Genomic DNA, 17,116 nt, shown 5'->3' on the forward strand with positions numbered 1-17,116 from the left:
GGCGTGAGGCGGAACGCTCCGGCTGAGACGGGGTTGTGGTTCGGCGGGACATCGCACGGCGGCGTGAGGCGGGACGCACCGGCCGAGGCAGAGCGGCGGTTCGGTGGACGCGTCCGGGCGGCGGTGAGCGCCAGCGAGCGCGGCTCGGCGGCGTGCTTCGCGGCCGGTGAGGTCTCGTAGCAACTCGCCACGTCGGCACCACCGGCCGGCCGCGGTGCTGTCAGCTCAGCCACTTCAACTCAGCCACGTCAACCCAGCCACTCAGCCGGCCCGAACGGCGTCGGACGAGCACAGCCGCCATGAGCCTCGTCAGTCCAGCCACCCCGAGCCTCAGCCCGGCCGCGTCAACCAAGCAACCCGAGCCACGTCAGCCCTCCGAGCCGGATCAGCCCGGGTAGAACACCAGCGCCCCCGCCGGCACCCGGATCCCGCTCGACCGCCACACGTCCGTGATGTCCGAAGCCGACCACAGCCCGGAAGGGTCCACCACCTGCACCTGACGCGCCGGCGCCGCCGCCACCGAACCCACGGGCACGTTGAGGTTCGACTGGCTGTAGCGGTCCATCTTGTAGCCGTCGGTGTAGACCTTGGTGACCGGCCACGAGGGCAGCGAGGAGGAGACCACCAGCACGTCCTGTGAGAGCCAATCGATGGACTGCACGGCCGAGCCCAGGATCGACGGCTGCAGCTGCCGCGGTGAGCGGAGGGCCACGTCCTGGTTGTCGCGCACCACCGAGGCGATGTAGAGCTTGCCTGCGATCACCAGGGCGGCTCGGGTGCCGTCGCGGGAGAGGCGCAGTTCGCTGATCGAGCCGAACGGCAGGATGTCGGTGATGTTGACGCCCTTGGCGGTCCAGCTGCCGTTGTCCGAGCGGGTCACCCTGGTGACCGAGGTGCCGTCGACCGCTGTCCAGACCTCGGTGCCGGGTTCCTTCGGGCCGCTCGAGAGCTGCCACGTCGGTCTCGACAGGGTGGTCGCGACCAGGTCCACTTCGGACAGTTCCTGTTCGAGCTCGCCCACTCGCAGGCGCATCCTGCCGCCCGCGCGGGAGACCACGGCCAGGCGTGAGCCGTCCAGGGACTGCGCGGCGGAGGTGACGCTGTACGCGCCCGTGCCCGCGGGGCCCTTGATCGGGGCGCCGTCGGTCAGCGAACGGACCGAGCCGTCCGCCACGATCATGCCCTGGAGGTTCGCGTTCAGGGCCAGCAGCGCCTCGCCCGCGGTCGCCGACACGTCGGACGGCCGGTAGTCGCGCTGGTCCGGCAGGATCTGCTGGCCGTCCACGAGCACTCGCAGACGGGACGAGGTGACGCCCGACAACGACTTCACGACCTGGGCGACGATCTGCTTGCGCTTCTCCGGGGTCAGGTCCTTGCCGACGTTGGTGAGGTTGACCTCGAGGGCGCCGTCGTCGGATTCGAGGGTGTCCGAGAATTTGTCGGTGTCCGGGCCCAGCGCGCTCACCAGCGTGTCGCGCACCGCGTCGCCGGGGCCCGCGATCAGCAGTTCGGTGACGCGGGTCGGGATGCTCGTCGCCGGCGGGATCACGACGTAGCGCGGGTCCGGGACCAGCACGGTGAACTCGGGGTTGTAGAAGTACAGCGTGATGCGGCGGTACGTGGTGTTGAAGATGCCCTGCGGCATGTAGATGCCGGCGGGCGGTTCGGAGATCCGCCACTGGTTCTCGCTGTTGCGCTCGACCTTGACCGGCTTCTGGAAGTCGCCGAGCTGCGGGACGAACGCGTTGTCGCTGCCGAGCCGGCCGAGGTACTTGCCTTGCAGGAGAACGGTCTGCGTCTTGTCCTGCGGCGCCTGCGAGGTCGGCACGGTGGAGAAGCCGGTCTCGATGATCGTGGGGTTCTTGGTGTCCCACTTCCGGCTGGCGTCCTCCGTCATGAACGCTCGGGCGGACGCGTAGTTGTTGTCCGGGTTCGAGGTCGCCTCGATGAAGTCGCGCACGAGCGTGAACGGGTCGATGTTCTGGCGCGGTTCCGGCGCGGTGGGGGTGTTGGACGCCTTGTTGTCCTTCGACCCGATCGGTTTGGGCTGGGTGTTCGTCGGGATCGCGGCGCACCCCGCCAGGGTCACGAGCACGAGCACGAGCATCGCCAGCCGCTTCACCGCACTTCCTCCGAAACCTCGTCCGACGACGCGTGCGGCCCGTCCACGGGCTCCGCGGGCTGCCAGGTGATCTCCTCGGGCCGCAGCTCGATCTCGCCGGGCTCCTCCTCGGCGACCGGCTCCTCGTGCACGACGGCGGGTTCGTGCTCGATCGAGGGCGCCAGCGGCAGCGGGCTCTCGCGCAGCTCCTCGCCGTGCCTGCGGGGCAACGTCAAGCGGAACGAGGCACCGTGGCCGGGCTCGCCCCACGCCTCCAGCCAACCACCGTGCAGGCGGGCGTCCTCCAGCGAGATCGACAGGCCCAGGCCGGTGCCGCCGGTGCGGCGGTTGCGCGACGGGTCGGCGCGCCAGAAGCGGCTGAACACCAGCTCGGCCTCGCCCTGGCGCAGGCCGACGCCGTGGTCCCGCACGGTGATCGCGACGGCGTCGTCGTTGCCGCGCATGGTGAGCTCGACCGGCTGGCCCTCGCTGTGGTCGATGGCGTTCGCGAGCAGGTTGCGCAGGATCCGTTCCACGCGGCGGGAATCGAGCTCGGCGACGAGCTCGTCGTCCGGCAGGTCCAGCACCACCGGCGAGTTGGCGCTCGTGGAGATCGCGCGCACCGAGTCGTGCGCGCGGCGCGCCAGCACGCGGATGTCGACCTGGTCGGCGGTCAGCTCTTCGACGCCGGCGTCGAGGCGGGAGATCTCCAGCAGGTCGCCCAGCAGCGACTCGAACCTGTCGAGCTCGTCCACCAGCAGCTCGGTGGACCGGGCGAGGCCTGCGGGGAACTGTTCGCGCGAGGCGTGCAGGACGTCCGCGGCCATGCGCACCGTCGTCAACGGGGTGCGCAGCTCGTGCGAGACGTCGGAGGTGAACCGGCGCTGCAGCTGGCCGAACTCCTCCAGCTGCTTGAACTGCGCCTGGATCGACTCGGCCATCTCGTTGAACGACTCGGCCAGGCGGGCCACGTCGTCCTCTCCGACGACGTGCATGCGTTCGTGCAGGGTGCCGTCCGCGAACCGCTCCGCGACCTCGGCCGCCTGCCGCACCGGACGCACCACCTGGCGCGTCACCAGGTTCGCGATCAGCGCGAGCAGGACCAGCAGCACGATGCCGCCGACCGCCAAAGTGGACTGCACGACCTCGGCCGTGCGCTGCTCGGCGGTCAGCGGGAAGATCAGGTACAGCTGCATCGAGCGCGCGGACGTGCTGATCGGCAGGCCCACGACGAACAACGTGGTCTGCACGCCGTCGCGCTGCACGGTGTGGATCTGGGTGCCGGAGCCGCCGTCCTCGACCATCTCGCGCAGCCCGCGCGGCACGTCGTCGAGCTTGCCGACGGACGGCACGCGGCCCGCGCCGGCGGAACCGAGTCCGTCGGCCAGGACCGGTTCGAACGCGCCCGCACCCGCCGTGGTGGCGTCGGTACCGGCGCCACCGACAGCGAGCTTGTTGATCGCGCTGGTGAACCGCGTCTGCACGCTGTCCGGCCCTGGGTTCAGTCCGACCAGGTCGGACTGGATCAGGCTGCGCGAGGCCACCGCCTGGCGCACCGCGGCCTCGTCCTTGGTGTTCAGCAGCTGGTTGGTGATCTGCATCTGCAGCACCATGCCCAGCACGAACACCACGGCCGACGAGAGCGCGAGCGTGGACACGACGACGCGCAACTGCAGCGAACGACGCCAGAGGTCACCAAACGCGGACCACCGCTTACGCGCTTCCTCGACGAGGAACTGCGCCTTCGCGATGGCCGGCCGAACGAACTTCATACGCCACCTGTCACGGAGGGCCGGCCTTGTACCCGACACCGCGGACAGTCAACACCACCTCGGGGTGTTCCGGGTCCCGTTCGACCTTGGAACGCAGCCGCTGCACGTGGACGTTCACCAGGCGCGTGTCGGCGGCGTGGCGGTAACCCCACACCTGCTCGAGCAGCACCTCGCGGGTGAACACCTGGCGCGGCTTGCGGGCCAGCGCGACGAGGAGGTCGAACTCCAGCGGCGTGAGCTGGATCGGCCTGCCCTCGCGCAGCACCTCGTGGCCGGGGACGTCGATCGTCAGGTCGCCGATCTGCAGCACCTCGGACGGCTCGGCCTCGGTGCGCCGCAGGCGCGCCCGGATGCGAGCCACGAGCTCCTTGGGCTTGAACGGCTTGACGACGTAGTCGTCCGCGCCGGACTCGAGGCCCAGCACCACGTCGACCGTGTCGCTCTTCGCCGTGAGCATCACGATCGGCACGCCCGACTCGGACCTGATCGCCTTGCAGACGTCGATGCCGTTCATCCCCGGCAGCATCAGGTCGAGCAGCACGAGGTCGGGCTTGAGCTCGCGCAGCGCGGGCAGGGCACGGGCACCGTCGGCGACCACCGCGGTGTCGAAGCCCTCCCCGCGCAACACGATCGTCAGCATCTCCGCCAGGGCGGGGTCGTCATCGACGACGAGCACGCGTGCCTTCATGCTCAACATCGTCGCACTCCCGGCCGCGCGTTCGCGCACCGCCCACGTTCCGTTGCTGCTGGTGGCGATGTGCGCTCGTTCGGTAACCGGCCGGAACTGTCGTTCCACGTACCCCACCTCGCCCCGTTTGACCTGTTCGTCGCGGGAGTATCCGCGCGAGGATCACCTTTCGTTACCGGGCGCTCTCACGCCGTGCGAACGGCGGAAGCCAGCCAGATGCGCGCGTCACCCACCTTCCGGGGGTCGGTGATCGCCGGGACGGCGCGGTCGTGCCGCGCGGCCAGGTCGACCTGGTGCGTCACCGTCGCGTGCCAGCCGTAGCCGTCGAGCCACTCGACGGGGTCCTCCACGTCGGACCGCCAGCGGGCGTCCAGCGCGTCGAACCGCTGGTGCACGGGTTTCATCTGCGGCAGCTCGCGGAAGGCGCGGTTGACGTGTTCGAGCGCCAGCGTGCTGCCACGGGCGGACAGCGCGCTCACCCAGTACAGGACCTTCTCCCCCGCGTCCGGCGGCAGGAACATGAAGAGGCCCTCCAGCAACCACGCCGTGGGCCTCTTCGGGTCGAAACCAGCTCGTATCAGCGCTGTCGCCCAGTCGTCCCGCAGATCGCACGGGACGACGACGCGTTCACAGGCGGGTTGCGCGAGCTGGTCGCGCAGGGCGTCCTCCTTGAACTCGACCAGCTCGGGCAGGTCGAGTTCGAAGAGTGTCGTGCCCGGCGGCCACTGAAGCCTGAACGCTCTTGTGTCGAGGCCCGCCGCCATGATCACGACTTGGGGTTGCGGCGTGCCCAGGAGCTCGTCGTCGAAATACCGGGTGCGCAGGACGAAGTGATCACCCGCCAGGGTCCGGACGCCGTTCAGGTCGCTCGCGGAGCCGGCGGCCTCCACGAGGCCCGCGGCCAGCGGGTCGTCGAAGAGAGGGCGGAGCTGCCCTTGCTCGTTGGCGCGGGCGGCGGCGATCAGCACCGCCGTCCGGGCGACACCGACCGGGGTTCGCTGCAGTACACGCTTCAAATTGTGCACTCCTATTCACTCACAGTGACAAACCGGACACTCGATCGTGTCAATCGGTGCGCACGTGAGCGACCACTCAAGGAGTGAAGAGCGGTTCCAGAAGCGAATGAAAGTTCACGTTTGACCGCCCGTCGACCACTTGCCACGGTGAGAGCCAGCCGATGTTCGCCAATCCGTCGTAAACCACGCCGCATCTGGCCTGCAGCGAGCCATCGGATTCGTAGATGTCGCGGGCGCGCGACTCGTCGGCCTGCTCCCGCTTCGCCGCCCGCTCGGCCGCGACCTCCACGGGCACGCGCAGCAGCAGGTGAAGATCGGGCACGGGCAGCCCGAAGCGTTCGATCTCCAGCTCGTGCACCCACCGCACGAACTCGCCGTGCTCGTCCTGGTGCAGCCGCGCGGCGCTGTACGCGGCACTCGACGCCACGTACCGGTCGAGCAGGACGACGTCGTGCTCCTCGAGGTCCTCGCGGATCTCGTCGGCGGCGCCGCGCCGGTCGAGCGCGTAGAGGACGGCCATCCCGTAGACCGAGTCGCTCAGGTCGCCGAGCCGGCCGTAGAGGCCGTCGCGCACCAGGTCAGCGTGCACGCTGACGCCGTAGCGCGGGAACGCGTGACTGGCCACGGTCCTGCCCTGAGAGGCCAACGCCTCGGTCAGTCCACCGGCGAGGGTGCGCTTGCCGGCGCCGTCCAGGCCTTCGATCACCACGAGCTTTCCCACGCCAGAACCCTAACGGGACCGGTTCCGGCCACTCACACGGCCGCAGCACGTCCCCCACACGGGCGAAATCCGATCTTTCGATCACCAGAACGAGTGACTACGGTGAACAGTCACACGGCGCGTGTGAAGGGTAGGTGCCGCGGTGACCGCGGATTCCGGGCACGCCGGGTCGGTTGAAGAACCGATCGGGCACCCGACCGGGGGTCTGCCGACCCCTCTCGCCGAGACGCTGCGCTACGGGCCGTTCCACCGCGCATTGCGCGAGTCGATCGCCCACCGGGGCCTCTCGCTCGCACGGCTGCGCGCACATCTCGAACAGCTGGGTGTCCAAGTAGGCCAGTCGACGCTCTCGTACTGGCAACGCGGCTTGCGTCATCCCGAGGTGCCACGCGCCATCAGCACGGTGCGCGCGCTGGAGACCGTGCTGCGCCTGCCGCCGTCGTCCTTGTTGGACCTCATCGGCCCGCGCACCGCGAACACCTACGCGCCACGCCCGGTAGCGACCTGGCCCGATCACGCGCCGCTGCTCGCGACGTTCGACTCCGTACCGGAGGCCGCCCGGGGCAACGCCGACCTCGAAGTGCTCTCCGTGCACGACACCGTCCAGATAGGCATGCACCGCGAGCAGCGCTCCATCACCACACGGCTGGTCGTGCGCGCGGTGCGTCAGGGACCGGACAGGTACCTGGCGATGCACCACGGCGACGACGGCTCGTTGATCGAGAACGCGATGGTCAGATCCGGCGAAGGCTGCCGGCAGGGGCGGCTGCGCCGGGAAAGCGCTTCCCGCAACCTCGCCGTGGAGATGCTGTTCGACCGGCGGCTCGCGGCGGGCGAGGAGCACGTCTTCAGCTTCACGATCGTCGACGACACCGGCAACGCGACGCCTGGCCACCACCGGACGTTCCGCGACACCTGCGGCTCGTACCTCGTGCAGCTCTCGTTCCACCGGAGGGCGATGCCGGCGCGCTGCATGAAGCAGTTCCTGGCCTCGGCCGACGCGACACCGGTCGACGTCGACGAGCTGGTGTGCGGGCTCGGCGGCGTCGTCAGCGCGTACTTCGGCGACGTCGGGCCCGGGATCGCGGGCATCGCCGTCGAGTGGAGCTAGGCCTGGGGTCTGGGGTGTCCCCGGAGGACACCCCGAGCGACGCGGTCCGCGCGTTCCGCGGACGCACGTCCCCAGAGTGAGGGCGAGGAAAGCGAGGGAGCTAAAGACCGGCGCTCCGAAGAGCATTCCGGTTCCGGATTTAGGAGGAAGCTCCCTCATGGCCTCGCTGGGACCACGTTAGCAGCGCAGCCGCTCAGTCCGACAGCAGTTTCCCGAGTTCTGACACCGTGGTGACGGTTCCGGTCTCGTCCTGCGCCAGACCGATGCGGATCGCCGGAGCGTCCTCTGTGGACGCCTTGCGCGCGAACAGGTCCCGAAGCCTCGCCACGGTGAAGTACTTGCGCCGCAACGCCGCCGCGGCGATCAACTTCACGATGTCGCGGTTCTCCTCGACCCGGTTGCCCCACGACGTGCCGCGCAGGTAGAGGTGCAGCCACGTGCCGTACCACGCGTCACCCTCCCGTTCGAACATCACCGGCAGCGCGACCTTTCCCTTGCCGCGCATGGCGGAGCGCGCCCGAACCGTGCTCGGCTCGAACGGCTTGCCCATCTGCTCGAGGTCGCGACTCATGAACCCGAACATCGACTCCGCGACGTCGTCGAACCCCTCTCCCGAGAAGATGTTCACCTGCGGCACCACGTACTTGGCGTTCGTCTTGATCCGGTGCACGTCGATGAACTCCGTCGCACCGTCCGAGGCGTCCGTGACGTCACCCGAGTAGAAGGCGCCGTCCTGCTTCAGCTGCGTCCACGACACCTGCCCCCGGTACTCGAACCTCTCGTCGAGCAACACCGCGGACAGGTCGTAGTCGGTTCGCTTCGCGTGCTGCCGCCAGTGCACGAAGAAGCGCAGCACGTCGCCTTCGAGCCAGAGCTTCGAGCCGCGCGGCAGCACGCCGAAACCCTCCTCGGTGCCGGTCACGGGCACCACGACGTCGAGCACCTCGTCGTCGACGACGAGCTCGGAGTACTCCGGCAGCCTGCCGACCAGCTCGTTCTCGACCACCTCGACGATCTCCGCGACCGCTTTCGGATCGAGCGGCTCGCGGTCGTCGTCGGCGATCCACACCCTGCGCGAACGGGTCGCGAAGATGCGGGCGGCGTCCGGCGTCGTGCGGTTCGAGAGGTGTTCCAGCACCGAGACGAGCACGCGGCTGGACACCTCCGGCACCGCCGCCTCGACGTGCACGGCGAGGTTCTCGGCGCCGTGCCGGAGCAACCTGTCGACCTGCCTCAGCAACATCCCCGGCGCCTTGGCGAGGATGCCGACCGCACGCGCGGTGTCGTTCTCCGCGAACGCCAGCTCGACCTGACCGGCGAACGACCGCGCGACCTTCTCCCTGCGCGCCATCGCGAACACGTCCTGCGCCCGCTCGAACGGGTACTCGTGCGGGTGCAACCGCTCACCGAGGCGCTTCCACGCCTCGCGGTTCTGGCCGACGTCACCGAGCTTGCTCTCCGCCACCTCGTTCAACGCGCCGAGCAACGCCCTGCGCTCAGGCCGGCGGAACGACCGGAACCGCGTCGGCTCCTGGAGCGTGACGTCTCCCCCGGACGCCTCGGCCGCGAGCCGCAGCACGTCGGTGACGGTGTCGATGTCCTGCAGAGGCCGCTGCGCCACCAGCCGGGCGGCGTTGAGGATCGCGCGGTTCTCCCGGACGGGCACGTCCAGTTCGCCGTCGGGGCAGAGCACGGCCAGCTCCCCGAGCAAGACCCTGTCGTTCTCCGCCAGCGGTATCGGGCTCGTCGCGAGCTCCTCGAACAGGCGCTGCGCCTCTTCGTCGAGCGTGCCGCCGAGGTGCACGAGCGTGATGCGGTCCTTCAACGACGGGATCAGCTCGTCGTGCGCCCGCAACATCTCCTCGTAGGAGTGCTGGACCCGCCCGTACTTGGGCAGGTCGAGGAGGTTGTTCGTCGGCGCGACGCCCTGCTCCAGCGCGTCCCGCAGGCACTCCCACCAGAACGCGAGGGTGTCCGGCACGTTGTGCGGGAACTCCTTGAAGTACGGGTTGTGCTGCCCGCGCGCACCGATCAGCTCCTTGACCGCGCGCACGACCTCCGCCGCGTAGTCCTCGGCGTCGGCCAGGCCACCGACGTGGTCGAGCAGCTCCCGCGAGGCCTTGAAACCCGACCTGATCAGCGCGGCGTCCAGCTGCCTCGCGACGGCGGCACCGTCACCCGGCGCACCGTCCGAAGTGGGCACGCGCAGGGTCTTCTTGATGATGGTCGTCCGCACCCGGTCAGTAAAACCCGCACGTCAACCGAGTTCCAGCAGCACTTCGTCGTACTGCACACGGCCGAACACGAACGGCCCGACGTTCTCGTACTCGTGCCCGTCGCGCTGTGGCCGCCGGAACCTGCTCCAGACGATCGTGTCGCCTTCGACAGTGATGTCCGCGACCAACGGCCCACACGCCGCGATACCGCAATCGCAGCCGAGCACGAGCCGCGCCTTGCCGGGCTGGAAAGGCTTGGGTTGCAGGTCCTCCCGGCGCACACCGCTGAAGGCCTCGAACCAGTCGGTGAGCGGGGTGCCGTCGATCAGCGGCACGAACACGTCCTCGTGCACGACGTCGTGGGGCACGCCGGCCATTCCGAATTCCACCCGTTTGGGCACGATGTTGTTTCTCCTCCATCGCCTAACGTCGAATTTCATGAACGGCGATCCGTCCACCCCGTACAGCCGTGACCTGGGCGATGAGTTGCGCCAGGTGCGCGAGCGCTTCACCACCTTCCGCGGAAGGAAGATCGCCCGGATGCTCGGGTGGGACCCCGGCAAGGTCTCCAACATCGAGCACGGCAAGGTACGCGCCACCGAGATCGACATCATCCAGTACCTGGGCCGGTGCGGGCGTCCCCAGACGTTCATCGAGGACTTCCTGAAGCGGTACCGCTCAGCGTTCGACCACTACTTCGTGCAGGTGCCGACCAATCTGCGCACGATGTCGATGGCCGAGTCGGCAGCGGACAAGATCACCACCTACGACCTGACGAACATCCCTGGCCTGTTGCAGTCCGAGGAGTACGCACGCGCGCTTTACGAAGCTCGTGGCGTTCTCACCCCCGATCTGATCGAGGCCGCGATTCGCTTTCGGATGGAACGGCAGTCGATCATGCGGCGGCACAACCGCCCAGCTTGCACCTTCTACGTTCACGAGCATGCCCTGCGTCTGAAGGTCGGCAGTGATGAAGTCATGGAAGACCAGCTGATGAGGCTCCTCTTCCACACTCACGCCATCCGGATCGTGCCAGCAGCAAGCGGTCCGGCAGGTGTACTTCTGGCCCACTACGTGCTTTGGGAGTACGAGAAACGCAGCGACGTGGCATTCACGGAGTCCGACCTCGCCATGGTGTTCGTGCAGGACGACATCGGGGTGAGGCGCTGCAAGTCGATCTTCGCGAGGCTAGATGCCCTCGCTCTCGATGAGGAACAATCGCGATCGATGGTGGCGGATCTCGCCAGCCGATCGCGGGAGGACCTCAGTGACCGGAAACTGCACCTGGCGTAAGAGCACGTACAGCGGCGGTGACTCTGTCGACAGCGACTGCGTTGAGGTGGCGTTCGCTCAGGCCGTGCGCGTGCGTGACTCGAAGAACACCGCAGGCCCCGAGCTGGAGTTCAGCGTCGAGGCCTGGCAGGGATTCATCGAAGCTCGGTAGCCGCCTGCCACGACAAGCCCTCAGGCCGCGTTCCCTCGTTCGCCAAGAGCTCCCGCAGGGCTTGCCGCACCACGTCGAGTGGCACCTCGGAGTCAGCAGGGAACTCGTGCGCCGTCCCGTAGTACAGGTAGCGGACGCCGTCCGGGTTGATCTGTTCCCCCTTGCTGAACCACTCGCCGTCATCACCGGCGAAGCGAACAGCACCGAGCGCGCTGGCCTGGTCGACGCCAACCACCAACTCGTGCGTCGGGTCCTCGTCGGCGGACTCGTCCACGGCGTAGACCGTCGCCGACTGGTAGTCCGGCCCTGCGTTCAGCAGCTCAGTGAGAAAGCCCTCGATGTCGTCGTCAGTGCGCAACAGAATCACACCCGCGCCATGCTTGTACGAAGCCTCCAAGACATAGCTCATGTCTGGGCTTCCTTTCCCCGGTAGGTCTGCTCGCCGCCCGGCCAGTGAATCGTCACGGTTTGACCTGGTTTGAGGATTCTCGACAGAAGGCGGTCACACGACCACCGGCCTTCGTTGCAAGGCTCGTTGTTGACGGCGAGCGTAACGTGCTTCGCGGCCAGTCCACGGAGCGCCGCGGCGAGCTTGACCTCGACCTGGGCCGCCACCCACAAGGTGCCCCGAGCAGGACCGATTCGAAGTTCTGCCAGCACATCGCGGGCCTGCTGCCAGTCGTGCTCGCCGCTGACGAGGTCATGTTCGACGCCGCTCTCGTCGACCCAGATCCCTGACGTCTTGCCGCCTTCCCGCTCGGGCAGTTTGCCCAGCAGGCTTGCCCCCTGAGGTCGGCTGGGGACCGGTGACGCGGGCTTGAGCACCTCACTCGTCCTGCCGCTTCCCTCCAAGCGGTTGGCCGCACCGGTCACGCCGGCGTGAATCGCGGTCAGCTGACGTTGCAGCTGATCAATTCCACTGATGACCTGGCTGAAGCAGTCGAGCACGCGGTGAAATTCGGCCTGGCCACTTCCCGCCGAGACCTGCTCAATGAGGCTGCGGGCCTCCTCAGCGGCGTCGAGAGCATCTGCCAGTTCCGTGAAAGGCAGGCGCTCCAAGCTTGCGCGTAGCGCTGCGATCACGTCTCCGAGTGTCGCCAAACGCCCTCCCCAGCCAGGGCAAGTACACCTGGCCGGCATTGAGCGGGCAAGACGTCAGCTGAGCCCGTCCGGCACCGGCAGGTCCAGCGCAGCGAGGAACCGCCGAGTCTTGACCTCGACGAACACCTCACCGTCGTCGATCTCGTCGATGTCCTCGGACTCGGCCCACTCGAACGCGTTCGGGTCCTCGTCCTCGGCGAGGAACGCGAGCAGCTCGGCCTGCTTGGCCGGAACGTCACCGCCGGAGTTGAGCAGCCCCCACCACTCGGCCAGGCCCGCGGCCTCCCGCAGGACGTCCGTCGGGTCGGACGCGTTGGGGTTCTCGAAGTAGGTGCGCGGCGTCAGGCCCAGGTAGGCGACACCCGATCCGGTGCCGGCCGGGGCGTAGACGACCGAGGTGATGTCGCTGTCGTGGATGTCGAGCCAGAGGCACGGCTCCGCGAGGGGCGGCAGTTCGCCCTCGGACAGCGTCTTCCAGGAGCCGTGCTCGTAGGCGTAAGTGCCGAAGAATCCCACTGACCAATCCTCACCTGATCTCGACGCCGCTGACCGGCGTGCCCTCCGGGAGGTCCTTGACCCCGGCCCACAGCTGCCCGTGGACCGTCCAGTAGACCGCCTCGTCGACGACCTCGAGATTCTCCACCGTCTCCGCGGCGCCCAGGAACAGCGGTGTCCTGAACCCGACGCACGCTCCGGCCGGGCGGATGCGCGGTGCCCACTCCGGCCACACTCGGTCACCAGCTCTGGGCCCGGCGGCCTCGTCGTCGGTGTGAACGCGGAGGACGTCATCGCCGAACGACAGTCCTGCGGCCGTCGTGACCAGCTCGGCCAGGCATTGCACCGGCGGAGCGGTGCGATGTTCACGGGCGGCGACAGCTCACCGGCGTCCAGCGGCGAAACGTTCGAACACTTCAGGGTCCCCAGCAACAGCGACGAGCCCCCGCCTGGTGCAGGCGAGGGCTCGTCGAGGGAGATCAGTAGCGGTAGTGCTCGGACTTGAACGGGCCCTCGACGTCGACGTCGATGTACTCGGCCTGGTCCTTGGTGAGCTTGGTCAGCTCGCCGCCGAGCGCCTCCAGGTGGATGCGCGCGACCTTCTCGTCCAGCACCTTGGGCAGGCGGTAGACCTCGTTGTCGTACTCCTTGTACTTGGTGAACAGCTCGACCTGAGCGATCACCTGGTTCGAGAAGGAGTTCGACATGACGAACGACGGGTGGCCCGTCGCGTTGCCCAGGTTCATCAGGCGGCCCTCGGACAGCACGATGATCGTGCGGCCCGACGGGAAGATCCACTCGTCGACCTGCGGCTTGATGTTGTTCTTGCGGATGCCGGGGTAGCGCTGCAGACCGGCCATGTCGAGCTCGTTGTCGAAGTGGCCGACGTTGCCCAGGATCGCCTGGTGCTTCATCTGCGACATGTGCTCGACGGTGACGACGTCCTTGTTGCCCGTCGTCGTGATGATGATGTCCGCGATCGGCAGGACCGACTCGAGCTTCGCGACCTGGTAGCCGTCCATCGCGGCCTGCAGGGCGCAGATCGGGTCGATCTCGGTGACGATGACGCGGGCACCCTGGCCACGCAGGGACTCGGCCGAGCCCTTGCCGACGTCGCCGTAACCGCAGACGACCGCGACCTTGCCGCCCATGAGGACGTCGGTGCCGCGGTTGATGCCGTCGATCAGCGAGTGGCGGATGCCGTAGCGGTTGTCGAACTTCGACTTGGTGACCGCGTCGTTGACGTTGATCGCCGGGAAGAGCAGCTCACCGGCAGCGGCCAGCTGGTACAGGCGCATGACGCCCGTCGTGGTCTCCTCGGTGACGCCGCGGATGCCCTCGGCGATGTTCGTCCACTTCTTGCCGTCCTTCTCGAGCGACGCGCGCAGCGTGTCGAGAACGATCGTGTACTCCTCCGAGTCGTCGTCGGAGGCCGCCGGCACGACACCGGCCGCCTCGTACTGGACGCCCTTGTGGACGAGCAGGGTGGCGTCGCCACCGTCGTCCAGGATCATGTTCGGGCCCTTGCCGTCCGGCCAGGTGAGCATCTGCTCGGCCGTCCACCAGTACTCCGGCAGGGTCTCGCCCTTCCAGGCGAAGCAGGCGACGCCCTTGGGCTCCTCCTCCGTGCCGTGGGGGCCCACGACGACGGCAGCCGCCGCGTGGTCCTGCGTCGAGAAGATGTTGCAGGAGGCCCAGCGCACCTCGGCGCCCAGGTCAACCAGGGTCTCGATGAGGACGGCCGTCTGGATCGTCATGTGCAGCGAGCCGGAGATGCGGGCGCCCTTGAGCGGGTACACCCCGGAGTACTCGCGGCGGAACGCCATGAGGCCGGGCATCTCGTGCTCAGCCAGCCGGATCTCCTTGCGACCGAACTCGTGGAGTGACAGGTCGGCCACTGCGAAGTCGATGCCGTTGCGGGTCTGCAACCGTTCCGCGGTCATTACGAAGTCCTCCAGGGCACTTCAGCGAGGGTGTCGTCCGACCATACCGCCCGTTGATGCACCACTATGTCCCCCACGTTGGGTGAGGGAGGTCTCGGGTGTTGCTGACTGGCCCGGACACACGTGTCGTCGAGTTGCGTGTACACGGCGTCCAAGGAACGACGCCGCAAACGCTCGTCGACGCCGTTGCGGCCGTGGACGTTGCGGGAGACGGGCTCGGGCGCATCGTGCGTCCGGCCGACAGACTCCGCAGGCCCGCGCCTGGACCAGTCTTGCAGACGGAGGGCCGTCCCATCCCCCGCGTGATCGAGGGGTATCTGTGGGGCGGGATGACGTCCGGCGGTGTGGCCAAGGCCACCTGGGCGCTGCTCTTCCCGTTCAGCATCGCGAACGTCGCGCACTGGATGCTGCCTCCCGTCCCCGAGCAGAACCTGCCCGCCCACCTGCTCGGCATCGGCCTGCGGTCGTTGTTGCGGGTGTTCGCGCTGCTGCTCACGGCGTTGCTGGTGGCGCAGATCTCCGTGGTCAGCCTCGACCTGCTCGCCGCCCAGTGCCTGCGGCCCGCTACTGCGTGTCTGACCAGCATTCCGGGTGACGTGCGCGCCTTTCCCTGGTTCCGGACCTTCCTGGGGTTGCTGCCGATCCTGGTGGTGATCGCGGTGATGCGGCGCGTGTCGCACGTCGAATGGCGGATCGAGCGCAAGGAGATCGCCGACGCCGAGGAGCAGGACAAGCAGCCCCCGTCCGGACTGCCCGGTGCACACGTGGCGACCGACCCGGACACGCCGGCGTTGCGCTCGCTGCACATCGTGACCGCGCTCGCGGTGACGTCGCTGATCGCGCTGGGCGGGCCGTTGCAGCAGCTCACGGCCGCCGGCGGCATGGGCGTCGCGATCACGGTGGCCTGGACCGTCTCGCTGGTGCTCATCGGCGTGTCCGTGCTCGGCGTGTTGTTGCTGGACGACCCGACGGGCGGTGCGCCTCATCGCGGCGGACGGTGGCTGCGCGCGGCGTTGAGCCGCAAGCCGCGGCGGCTGTTGCTCGGGTTCTCCGTGCTGCTGGTGCTGACGACGCTGGGGCTGCAGGAGCAGCTGCCGTTGCGGGTGCCCGGCGCGGACGTGACCGTGCAGGTCGTGGCGTTGCTGATGGCGTTCGTGCTGGTGCTGTTCGGCCTGATGCTGGTGCCCGCGGCACTGCTGGCCCGCAAGACGTGGCGCTCGTTGCCGCGCGAACTGCGGCCGTGGGCCGGTGGCTGGTTCGCGGCGCCGGTGCTGGCGATCGCGGGCCTGCTCGGCGGCGGCTTCGGCGCCGGAGTGGCGTTGCCGGTGCGCAAGGCGCTGGGCGACGACCTGGACCTGCCGCTCGGGTACAGCTACATCACCCTGCTGTGGGGCGTGGCGGGCGCGCTGGCGCTGCTCAGCACGCTCGCCGTGGCGTCGTTCACCGGCGCCGTGCGGTGGCGGGCGTTCCGCAAGGGCAAGGTGTGGGCGCGTGAGGCGTCGCTGCTGCACTCCGGCCGGATGCGCGACCTCCGCATGGCGACGCGGGCGTGGTGGTGGGCGCGCTGGGAACGCAACCACGGCCACCACATGATCCTGATCATCGCGTCCGTGCTGGTGGTCGGTGCCGTCCTGGCCTCCCTGCAGCGGTTGCGCGACGTGGAGCTGGCGTCGTGGACGTATCCGTTCTCCGCGTTCGGCGTGTTCGTGCTCGGCCTGCTGGCCGTGTCGTTGCTGCGTGCGGTGTACCTGGCGGCGCGGCAGCCGGAGTCCGGGCGGCGGCTCGGCATCATCGCGGACATCGCGCAGTTCTGGCCGCGTGAGGCGCACCCGATCGTGCCGCCCTGCTACGCGCTGAAGGTCGTGCCGGAACTCGTGGCCCGCGTGCAGGACCACCTGCGCGACCCCGGTACCCGTGTCGTCCTCTGCGGACACTCGCAGGGCTCCCTGCTGGTCGCCGTCGCCGCGGCCCGCCTGCTGGAGGAGCTGCCCCCGCACGACCGCGAACGGATCGGGCTGCTGACGGCCGGTTCGCAGCTGCAGTGGGCGTACCCGCGGGCGTTCCCGGCCGTGGTGCCGCACGCGTCGCTGGCCCGGCTGGCCGGCGGGCTGGACGGACGCTGGCGCGCGCTGTGCCGGGGCACCGATCCCCTGGGCGGCGCCGTGACGACGTGGCGGCGGCAGGTGTTCGACGGCATGTTGCTCGGCGTCGGCTACCGCGAGGACGGTTCGGAGGGCGCGCTGGCGCCTGCCCTGCGCGGGCCCACCGGGGCGTTGGTGCTGGGTGGCGACCACTGGCTGCCGGATCCGCAGCGCGGGCCTTTCCCCGGCCGGCGGTGGCGGTCCGGGGTGTCGGCGCACTCGGACTACACGTCGGACCCGGAATGGGATCGGGCGGTGGCGATCGCGGCGGGGCTGTTGCAGGTGGACGCGCCGGAGTCGCCTGCGCTGCCGTTCGCGCGCAAGCCGGAAATGCGGTCGCGGGACGTGCTGGGCGGCTCCTAGTCTA

Annotated in this window: 16 protein-coding genes; 4 read left to right on the plus strand and 12 right to left on the minus strand. The window is 68.8% G+C overall.

Translation table 11 applies throughout. The features are described from left to right. Positions 1–385: 385 nt before the first annotated feature. The 5 genes from DFR72_RS08925 to DFR72_RS08945 all read right to left on the minus strand — a co-directional run bounded on the left by DFR72_RS08925 (position 386) and on the right by DFR72_RS08945 (position 6,298). Positions 386–2,122 carry an LpqB family beta-propeller domain-containing protein gene (locus tag DFR72_RS08925; protein ID WP_090067339.1) on the minus strand — a complete coding sequence of 579 codons (1,737 nt, stop codon included), beginning with the start codon at positions 2,120–2,122 and terminating at the stop codon, positions 386–388. Continuing rightward, a complete protein-coding gene (gene mtrB / locus DFR72_RS08930; RefSeq protein WP_090067338.1) occupies positions 2,119–3,873 on the minus strand; it encodes an MtrAB system histidine kinase MtrB in 1,755 nt (584 codons plus the stop codon). The genes DFR72_RS08925 and mtrB overlap by 4 nt, the downstream gene beginning before the upstream one ends. Positions 3,874–3,883: 10 nt before the next feature. After that, entirely contained in the window at positions 3,884–4,561 is a 678-nt protein-coding gene (gene mtrA, locus DFR72_RS08935; RefSeq protein ID WP_030471262.1) for an MtrAB system response regulator MtrA, read from the minus strand. A 185-nt stretch (positions 4,562–4,746) separates the two neighbouring features. Further along, the gene (locus DFR72_RS08940) at positions 4,747–5,577 is read right to left on the minus strand and encodes an SAM-dependent methyltransferase (RefSeq protein WP_211335359.1); all 831 of its coding nucleotides are present in this window, start codon (positions 5,575–5,577) and stop codon (positions 4,747–4,749) included. A 76-nt stretch (positions 5,578–5,653) separates the two neighbouring features. Continuing rightward, positions 5,654–6,298, minus strand: coding sequence for a dTMP kinase (locus DFR72_RS08945; RefSeq protein ID WP_090067337.1), 645 nt, complete (start codon positions 6,296–6,298; stop codon positions 5,654–5,656). A 142-nt stretch (positions 6,299–6,440) separates the two neighbouring features. Between DFR72_RS08945 and DFR72_RS08950 the strand changes: the two genes are divergently transcribed. Continuing rightward, positions 6,441–7,409: a hypothetical protein gene (locus DFR72_RS08950; protein WP_090067336.1), complete on the plus strand. Its 969-nt coding sequence runs from the start codon at positions 6,441–6,443 to the stop codon at positions 7,407–7,409. Between the two features lie 193 nt (positions 7,410–7,602). Here DFR72_RS08950 and DFR72_RS08955 read toward each other — a convergent pair whose 3' ends face one another. Both DFR72_RS08955 and DFR72_RS08960 read right to left on the minus strand, forming a co-directional pair. Next, on the minus strand, positions 7,603–9,645 hold the full coding sequence (locus DFR72_RS08955; RefSeq protein ID WP_090067335.1) for a TerD family protein: 2,043 nt from the start codon (positions 9,643–9,645) through the stop codon (positions 7,603–7,605). 21 nt (positions 9,646–9,666) lie between these two features. Next, positions 9,667–10,026, minus strand: coding sequence for a hypothetical protein (locus tag DFR72_RS08960; RefSeq protein WP_143086793.1), 360 nt, complete (start codon positions 10,024–10,026; stop codon positions 9,667–9,669). A gap of 37 nt (positions 10,027–10,063) precedes the next feature. Here DFR72_RS08960 and DFR72_RS08965 point away from each other — a divergent pair, with 37 nt between their 5' ends. Together DFR72_RS08965 and DFR72_RS08970 are read left to right on the plus strand one after the other, a co-directional pair. After that, entirely contained in the window at positions 10,064–10,918 is an 855-nt protein-coding gene (locus tag DFR72_RS08965) for a DUF5753 domain-containing protein (RefSeq protein WP_143086792.1), read from the plus strand. Beyond that, positions 10,833–11,069: a DUF397 domain-containing protein gene (locus DFR72_RS08970; RefSeq protein WP_090067332.1), complete on the plus strand. Its 237-nt coding sequence runs from the start codon at positions 10,833–10,835 to the stop codon at positions 11,067–11,069. The genes DFR72_RS08965 and DFR72_RS08970 overlap by 86 nt, the downstream gene beginning before the upstream one ends. Here DFR72_RS08970 and DFR72_RS08975 read toward each other — a convergent pair. From DFR72_RS08975 to ahcY, 5 genes are all read right to left on the minus strand, one after another. Then, the gene (locus DFR72_RS08975) at positions 11,053–11,478 is read right to left on the minus strand and encodes an Imm1 family immunity protein (RefSeq protein ID WP_090067331.1); all 426 of its coding nucleotides are present in this window, start codon (positions 11,476–11,478) and stop codon (positions 11,053–11,055) included. The genes DFR72_RS08970 and DFR72_RS08975 overlap by 17 nt on opposite strands. Then, positions 11,475–12,152: a DddA-like double-stranded DNA deaminase toxin gene (locus tag DFR72_RS08980; RefSeq protein WP_170176183.1), complete on the minus strand. Its 678-nt coding sequence runs from the start codon at positions 12,150–12,152 to the stop codon at positions 11,475–11,477. The genes DFR72_RS08975 and DFR72_RS08980 overlap by 4 nt, the downstream gene beginning before the upstream one ends. Before the next feature lie 72 nt (positions 12,153–12,224). Further along, entirely contained in the window at positions 12,225–12,686 is a 462-nt protein-coding gene (locus DFR72_RS08985) for a hypothetical protein (protein WP_090067329.1), read from the minus strand. Between the two features lie 10 nt (positions 12,687–12,696). Then, positions 12,697–13,011, minus strand: coding sequence for a hypothetical protein (locus DFR72_RS08990; protein ID WP_090067328.1), 315 nt, complete (start codon positions 13,009–13,011; stop codon positions 12,697–12,699). A 133-nt stretch (positions 13,012–13,144) separates the two neighbouring features. Continuing rightward, the gene (gene ahcY, locus DFR72_RS08995; RefSeq protein WP_090067327.1) at positions 13,145–14,608 is read right to left on the minus strand and encodes an adenosylhomocysteinase; all 1,464 of its coding nucleotides are present in this window, start codon (positions 14,606–14,608) and stop codon (positions 13,145–13,147) included. A gap of 302 nt (positions 14,609–14,910) precedes the next feature. On the opposite strand from ahcY, the gene DFR72_RS09000 reads away from it, so the two are divergent. Further along, positions 14,911–17,112 (plus strand): hypothetical protein, encoded by a 2,202-nt coding sequence (locus DFR72_RS09000; protein WP_245982683.1) that lies wholly within the window; start codon positions 14,911–14,913, stop codon positions 17,110–17,112. Positions 17,113–17,116 lie beyond the last annotated feature (4 nt).

This window comes from Lentzea flaviverrucosa (assembly GCF_003350445.1).
GTDB classification, from domain to species: domain Bacteria; phylum Actinomycetota; class Actinomycetes; order Mycobacteriales; family Pseudonocardiaceae; genus Lentzea; species Lentzea californiensis.

Bases quoted from the DNA above. Each gene is read 5' to 3' on its own strand.
- mtrB (WP_090067338.1), bottom strand. From the start codon at position 3,873: ATGAAGTTCGTTCGGCCGGCCATCGCGAAGGCGCAGTTCCTCGTCGAG.
- mtrA (WP_030471262.1), bottom strand. From the start codon at position 4,561: ATGAAGGCACGCGTGCTCGTCGTCGATGACGACCCCGCCCTGGCGGAG.
- DFR72_RS08965 (WP_143086792.1), top strand. From the start codon at position 10,064: ATGAACGGCGATCCGTCCACCCCGTACAGCCGTGACCTGGGCGATGAG.
- DFR72_RS08970 (WP_090067332.1), top strand. From the start codon at position 10,833: ATGAGGAACAATCGCGATCGATGGTGGCGGATCTCGCCAGCCGATCGC.
- DFR72_RS08975 (WP_090067331.1), bottom strand. From the start codon at position 11,478: ATGAGCTATGTCTTGGAGGCTTCGTACAAGCATGGCGCGGGTGTGATT.
- ahcY (WP_090067327.1), bottom strand. From the start codon at position 14,608: ATGACCGCGGAACGGTTGCAGACCCGCAACGGCATCGACTTCGCAGTG.